The sequence below is a fragment of the Pseudanabaena sp. SR411 genome, assembly GCF_002251945.1.
Lineage (GTDB): Bacteria > Cyanobacteriota > Cyanobacteriia > Pseudanabaenales > Pseudanabaenaceae > Pseudanabaena.
This window is the reverse complement of record NZ_NDHW01000101.1, coordinates 43,313-49,591: the sequence shown is the minus strand read 5'-3', so window position 1 is coordinate 49,591 and position 6,279 is coordinate 43,313. Positions and strand designations below refer to the sequence as shown.

Below are 6,279 nucleotides of genomic sequence, written 5' to 3'. Positions count from 1 at the left end.
GTGGATTGGTAATACGCCGATCTCTGTTACAGGATTTCGGGATTACCAATCCACGTATTGCCATATCGGGGATCAATCCCCATAGCGGCGAACAGGGACAATTAGGGCGCGAGGAGCAAGACTGGTTACAGCCATTAATCGATCGCTATCGCCAGCAACACCCGAATGTGCAAGTTACAAACCCAATTCCACCCGATACGATGTGGATCAATCCTGCAAAAGCTTGGAGCGATCGCGATCGTATCTCACTTGGGCATGACGCTTATCTTGCCATGTACCACGATCAGGGTTTAATACCCGTTAAGCTCTTAGCCTTTGATCGGGCTGTGAATACCACAATTGGGTTGCCCTTTGTTCGCACATCGCCCGATCATGGGACAGCTTTTGATATTGCTGGCAAAGGTATTGCCGATCCTGCTAGTACGATCGAGGCGATCGCTCTAGCTGTAGAACTCGTAAAAATAAGACAAGGGGCTTAAGCCCCTTGTCAAAAAAAGAGGCGGCGCAAAGCGCCGCCTCTTTTAGAGAGATGATTATTCAGGAATAACTTGAATTTTGATCGTTGCTGTGACTTCAGCATGAAGCTTGATCGAAACATCAAAAGTACCTGTTTGATTAATTTCAGGAATTGTAATGTCGCGGTGATCGATTTCTAGCATCGACTTTGCAGTAATCAACTGAGCAACTTCGCGATCGGTCACAGTACCGAAAATTGCATTACCTTCGCCGACTTTTTTCTTAATAATAAAGCCACCAATAGTTGATAATGCGGTCTTACGGCTTTCTGCTTCTTGACGAATAGCGATCAAGCGTTGACGCTCAACTTCCTTACGTCTTTCAACTTCTTTAACAACACCTGAGGTTGCACGAATAGCTAAACCTTGAGGTATGAGGAAATTTTGGGCATACCCAGGCTTTACAGCTACTAAATCGCCAAGTTTGCCTAATTTTGTAACATTTTTGGTCAGCATGACCTGCAAATTACTCTTTGCCATGTGCTTTTGACTCTTACTCGTTTAAAAGATAGATTTACATCTGAGGGATTGCGGCTACGGCGCAGTCTCACAGCTATGATGAGAATTACTACTAGCTATGGTCAAACAACGAAGTTAGAACTAATATAGATACATTAGAATTTACGGTTTTAACCAGACTTTCTAGTATAGCGAAAAAACTGGCTTTGTAGACTCTACAAAAAATTTACGATGCAGCGTTGGCAGTTATTCAAAATCTCTAGGCAAATTTTACCGCTTCTGGTCTTGTCACTAGCGGTAGTAGTTCTGCCTAGTTGCACAATTAATCAGCCTCCTAAACCTTTTAGTTCTGAGGCTTTACCGACCGAAGCGATCGCCGAAATTAGTGAAATTCGCAGCTACCCTGTGCGTGTTAAGTATGTTAATGCCACATCCGCAAGACCTGCGACTGTTGGTGTGCCGCTTAAGGTAAATGAAAGCGTTAGCACTGAAGATTCATCAACTGCTCAAGTGACTTTACGCAGTGGTGCAATTATCAGAATTGGCGGAAAATCAAGTTTAACTCTCAGACCCCAAAATCAAGTTGAATTTACCTCTGGGCGCTTAGTAGCATGGGCGGCTAGCGATCGCAAATCTCCCGCCCAAGTCCAAACACCCTTTGGTGAAATTTCTAGCAACGATGGCACGGTGTATCTAGAAATTCCAACTAAGGCGGCGGAAGATCGGCGGGTGATTGCTCTTGATGGCACTGTCACGGTTTTACTCAAAAGCACATCGGAGATTGTCACCCTTGGCAAAGGCGAAGAAATTAGGATCAAAGCCGATGGTAAGGCTTCGGCTCCAAAACGCATTGACAAAGAAAGCATTGACAAGCGGATTGCTAATAATGCTTTGATTTTTGGATTTAGTACACAGTTGGCAAGTTTGCCACAAATCACCTCAGAATTTGGAGTGACCGCGACGGTTAAAGAAGCAAGTACGATCGAGTTTCGCCGTGCTGACTTACCTAAACCTAGTGAAAATACCAATCGCAATAAAGTTACTTATAATTCAAGTCCAGCAACAAATAGCGATCGCACTGATCGTCGTGAAGAGCCATCTGCCCCCAAACGAGAAGAACCAACAGCAGCTAGGACGGAACCTCCTGTTCCACAAGCAAACTCCAACAACCCTGCTCCAGCCAACAATAATGCTCCAGAACCAGTAAGGACAGAGCCGACACCTGTAACTAACAATCCTGTGGCAACACCGATAGAGCCACCACCACAACCTGTGCCCTTAGAGCCACCACCTCAGCCAGTTCAACCTGAGATACCTGCACCTGCACCCGTAGCTCCAGAGCCAAAACCATAGAATTAAAGGTGGCGCATTGCGCCACCTTTAATTCTATGGTTTTGGCTATCAGTAATACCAAATACCCAAAATAGTAATGGCAGTGCGAAGCACCGCCATTACTATTTTGGGTTTCACACATGATATTGCCATAGAATGCCCAAAATTGATGTGGCGATCGCAATCTCTTGTGTTAACATCTGACGCTTAAAAGAGCATACATAGCGACTAATGATGGTGGTAAAGATGTTGGCAGCCCAAAAAATCTCCAGAGCGGTATCCAGTACATTAATTTCCGTAATAGTTAACGTAGCTAGCTTATGCACCGTGACCTATGGAGTCGTTAGCAGTGCCAATGCAATTAATCCTGACAAGCATAATGTAGTCATACCAACCAATATTCGTCTTGCCCGTAACCCATCATCAAATTTAGATAGTCGAGTTAGTTCAACCCTGATCGATTATCGTGGGCGACTATGGATTGGCACTTGGCAAGGTTTGATGCAAATTGATCAGAGAACTGGTGCGGCAATTAACTCCATCTCTTTACCAAATTCTACAGTTACTGCTTTATTAGAAGATCGTCGTGGTTATTTTTGGGTTGGTACAACTTCAGGCTTATATCAGATCGATCCTAGCTCAGGCAAAATTGAAAACATTGCGATCCAACTATCTTCCAGTCGAATTCTCAGTCTAGCGATGGATCGTGCAGGTTTTATTTGGGTTGGAACTGATCAAGGTTTAACTCGAATCAGTCCTTATAATGCTGAAACCTATGCCAGAATGCCCGACCTACCGGGGACGGCTGCCAATGTGATGCAGTTCGACAATGCTGGCAATCTTTGGGTCGGTACATTAAATGGACTGGTGAAAATCAACCCTGGAACAGCCAAAATTACCGCAAGGATTCCCTATGTATCAGGTCAAATTGTCCAAGCGATCGCCGTGGAGCCATCGGGTAAGATTTGGGCTGGAACTCCCCGCAATGTGCTTGAAATTAATCCAAAAACTAATAAGGCGATCGCTCGCATTAATTCTGTAACTGGACGAGATATTGTGGCTCTGGCGAGTCATAAAAATGGTGAGTTGTGGATTGGCATGAGGGATGGGTTAGTTCTTGCCAATACCTATAATGGCGCAATTACATCATCAATTTATAACTTGCCCAGTAGTTCAGTCATCAATTTGCTTGTCCATAATCAACAAATATGGATTGGGACTGAGGATGGTTTAGGCAAGATTAACACTCAGCTTAAAAAATCAGAAATACCCAACGCAAATGCGACTGTAGTTTATACAACTCAAAAATAGTAAATCGAGAAGTAAATTAAGAAAGGGATGAGAATTGTGCTTTTTCTCTTTTCTATGATTGCTATATTTAGATCATGAAAAGCTATCCTAAATGAGTTGTAAGATTTGGAGGGTTGTGGGATAGCGCCCCGAAGAGAAGCACTTCCACAACCCTTTTAGGATTGCTATATAGCTTTTCTTAAATAGGTTGGATAAAATTGATCCAAAGGTTTATTCTTAAACGAAACAAAAAATCTACAAATGATTTAGGAATGCTATAGCCGTTTGCAAATGTATCAATTAGTTAGGTGGACATAATTAATGACAAACCCAAACCCATAAAGTTGAGACCCGCAGGGTCAAAACTTTACGGGTTTGGGTAATTTATTTTTATAAGCACCTAAAATTATTTTGGGTTGAGTTGTTGTGGAGAAATTAAACTAAAAGATGGATGTTTTATTAACAAAACTGTATGAAATCTTCACAGCTCAGATTTTAGATATTGGAGGTACTAAGTTTTCGATCGCCACAATCGCTTCTTTGTTAGGACTCATTGTCTTAGCTTTTTTTGCATCAAGAATTATTAGCGAAATCATTAGGCGATCGCTATTAACAAAACTTCGGATTAATCGTGGATTGCAAGAAGCGATTACCGTATTCATTAAATATGTACTGATTACCCTTAGCAGTGTAATTATTCTACAAACTGCTGGAATAGATCTTAGTTCTCTAGCGGTGATCGCAGGTGTAGTCGGTATTGGGATTGGCTTTGGATTACAAAATATTGCTAGCAATTTTATTAGTGGACTAGTTTTACTCTTCGAGCAAACTATCAAGGTTGGTGATTACGTTGAAATCGGTGAACTTAAAGGCACAATTGAAAAAATTTCCATTCGCTCCACAATTATTCGTACTGAAGATGATTTATTCGTAATTGTGCCAAACCAGCGATTTATCGAAAACAATACAGTTAACTGGAGTTATGAAGGACATACTTGCCGTATTCATATCCCTGTTAGCGTGGCTTACGACACTGATCTATTGGTCTTAACTGAAGCTTTGCTAACTTCGGCTCGACATGAACCACGGGTATTGTCGAGTCCACCACCAGAAGTTTGGTTTCAAGCATTTGGGAGAGAATCACTGGAGTTTGAGCTATTAGTCTGGATTGATGATCCTGATGCTAATGAACCAATTCGGAGTTCTATTAATTTTCGGATTGCCTACGAGTTTAGATCTAGAGGTATTAGAATTCCTTTCCCAACTAGAGAGATCATCCTGCACAATCCTGAAGCAATGCGGCAAATTATTGTGCCAACAAATCCAGAAGATGATCAACAATTGCAAAATACGAAACAGCTAAATTCTGCTATTCCGCTAGCTAGTAATGAAATAAGTACCAGAAGCCTACGTGATTTATTACGAAAAATATCCTATTTTGAAAGATGCACAGAAGTAGAACTATTTGCCTTAATTGCTAGAGGCTATCGTAAACATTTTGATATCACTGAAATCATTTGTCGTGAAAATGATCCTAGTGAAGAGTTTTACATTATTTTGTCGGGTGTCGTCGAAATCTTTTCAGAAAAGAATAATCAGGCGATCGCCACATTAAGTGAAGGAGAATTTTTTGGTGAGATTTCACTCCTAACTGGTACGCCTCGGACTGCCACGGTAAGAGCTTTGACTGTAGATACAGTTTTATTTGTGGTGGAGCGCCAACAGTTACAAAAGCTACTCAGTGAACATAAAGAATTAGGTGAGCAGATTGCTTTAAAATTATCAGAACGACAGCAGGTTTTAATCAGTCTGGGATTACTCAACGAAGAAGAATTGCAGCGATCGCAATATGCGGCTTTGTCATGGGTACGTGATCGCTTAAATAATATTTTTGGAATTAATTTAGGTAAAAGTCTATAAATTACAGCGCAAAGCGCTGTAAAAATCAAATCTTTAGCAATCCAAATTTTAATGGTTTGTGAGAGTCGGTCGCTTTGAGACTCACTCTCACAAACCATTAAAAAATCGATCCCCAAAGCTTAAGAAACTTGGAATATGTGCGCTATATCACTGCTAGCCATGAGACGATCCCGTACTCTGGGATCATGAACCAGTAAAGTTAGTGGCTACTCATAAGTGATCAAAATGTTTAATATACAAGCGCAAAAAATTAATTCCAGCAACTTAGAATCTCAATTCAATCAATCAATCTGCATTTATCGTAACGACACTGAATTTGTACAAATTATTCGTATAGCTCAACCCAATACTAATTTTTTTGAAAGAGTAGTATTCCCTAATCAATGCATTCAATTTGCTGCGCCCCTGGATGCCTTACTAGAAATCTGTGAATGTGTTTCATCTGGTTTAATTCATGCGGATACGATTCCTTGTTCTCAAATAGCAGTCGTAGCTATGGACATGAATATGGGACTAAATTTATCAAGCCCGAAAGAGTCAAATAAAGATTCGTTGATGGTGATCGCCGCTTAGTTTTGGATTATGTAGTAGCCGTTGCTTTTTTTGTTTTAGGCTTTATTAACTTTATTATTTTTTTCAAAAGAAGAGATTGCATCGCAATCAAATAAATGAAGGCGGCGCGAAGCGCCGCCTTCATTTATTTGGGTTTTATGTTGTAGCTACCTATGCAGTGATTCATCGCGTCCCCAAAAAAACTACAATA

Annotated in this window: 7 protein-coding genes; 5 read left to right on the top strand and 2 right to left on the bottom strand. The window is 41.0% G+C overall.

The features are described from left to right. The coding region (locus tag B9G53_RS10115) for a 4-hydroxythreonine-4-phosphate dehydrogenase PdxA (protein WP_176453170.1) at positions 1-479 on the top strand (479 nt) is incomplete at its 5' end. Positions 480-533: 54 nt separating this feature from the next. On the opposite strand, the gene rplI is transcribed toward B9G53_RS10115, so the two are convergent. Next, the gene (gene rplI, locus B9G53_RS10110; protein ID WP_094531764.1) at positions 534-995 is read right to left on the bottom strand and encodes a 50S ribosomal protein L9; all 462 of its coding nucleotides are present in this window, start codon (positions 993-995) and stop codon (positions 534-536) included. Between the two features lie 210 nt (positions 996-1,205). On the opposite strand from rplI, the gene B9G53_RS10105 reads away from it, so the two are divergent. After that, a complete protein-coding gene (locus tag B9G53_RS10105; protein WP_094531762.1) occupies positions 1,206-2,327 on the top strand; it encodes a FecR domain-containing protein in 1,122 nt (373 codons plus the stop codon). A 113-nt stretch (positions 2,328-2,440) separates the two neighbouring features. Here the strand turns inward: B9G53_RS10105 and B9G53_RS27315 are convergent, their stop codons facing one another. Beyond that, on the bottom strand, positions 2,441-2,632 hold the full coding sequence (locus B9G53_RS27315; protein WP_176453169.1) for a hypothetical protein: 192 nt from the start codon (positions 2,630-2,632) through the stop codon (positions 2,441-2,443). A gap of 1 nt (position 2,633) precedes the next feature. Here B9G53_RS27315 and B9G53_RS10100 point away from each other — a divergent pair, with 1 nt between their 5' ends. The 3 genes from B9G53_RS10100 (at position 2,634) to B9G53_RS10090 (ending at position 6,089) form a co-directional block, all read left to right on the top strand. Next, on the top strand, positions 2,634-3,617 hold the full coding sequence (locus tag B9G53_RS10100) for a two-component regulator propeller domain-containing protein (RefSeq protein WP_254923616.1): 984 nt from the start codon (positions 2,634-2,636) through the stop codon (positions 3,615-3,617). 426 nt (positions 3,618-4,043) lie between these two features. Then, on the top strand, positions 4,044-5,516 hold the full coding sequence (locus B9G53_RS10095; RefSeq protein WP_094531760.1) for a mechanosensitive ion channel domain-containing protein: 1,473 nt from the start codon (positions 4,044-4,046) through the stop codon (positions 5,514-5,516). Positions 5,517-5,741: 225 nt separating this feature from the next. Then, positions 5,742-6,089, top strand: coding sequence for a DUF1830 domain-containing protein (locus tag B9G53_RS10090; RefSeq protein ID WP_094531758.1), 348 nt, complete (start codon positions 5,742-5,744; stop codon positions 6,087-6,089). Positions 6,090-6,279: the final 190 nt, after the last annotated feature.

Bases quoted from the DNA above. Each gene is read 5' to 3' on its own strand.
- B9G53_RS10105 (WP_094531762.1), top strand. From the start codon at position 1,206: ATGCAGCGTTGGCAGTTATTCAAAATCTCTAGGCAAATTTTACCGCTT.
- rplI (WP_094531764.1), bottom strand. From the start codon at position 995: ATGGCAAAGAGTAATTTGCAGGTCATGCTGACCAAAAATGTTACAAAA.
- B9G53_RS10090 (WP_094531758.1), top strand. From the start codon at position 5,742: ATGTTTAATATACAAGCGCAAAAAATTAATTCCAGCAACTTAGAATCT.
- B9G53_RS10095 (WP_094531760.1), top strand. From the start codon at position 4,044: ATGGATGTTTTATTAACAAAACTGTATGAAATCTTCACAGCTCAGATT.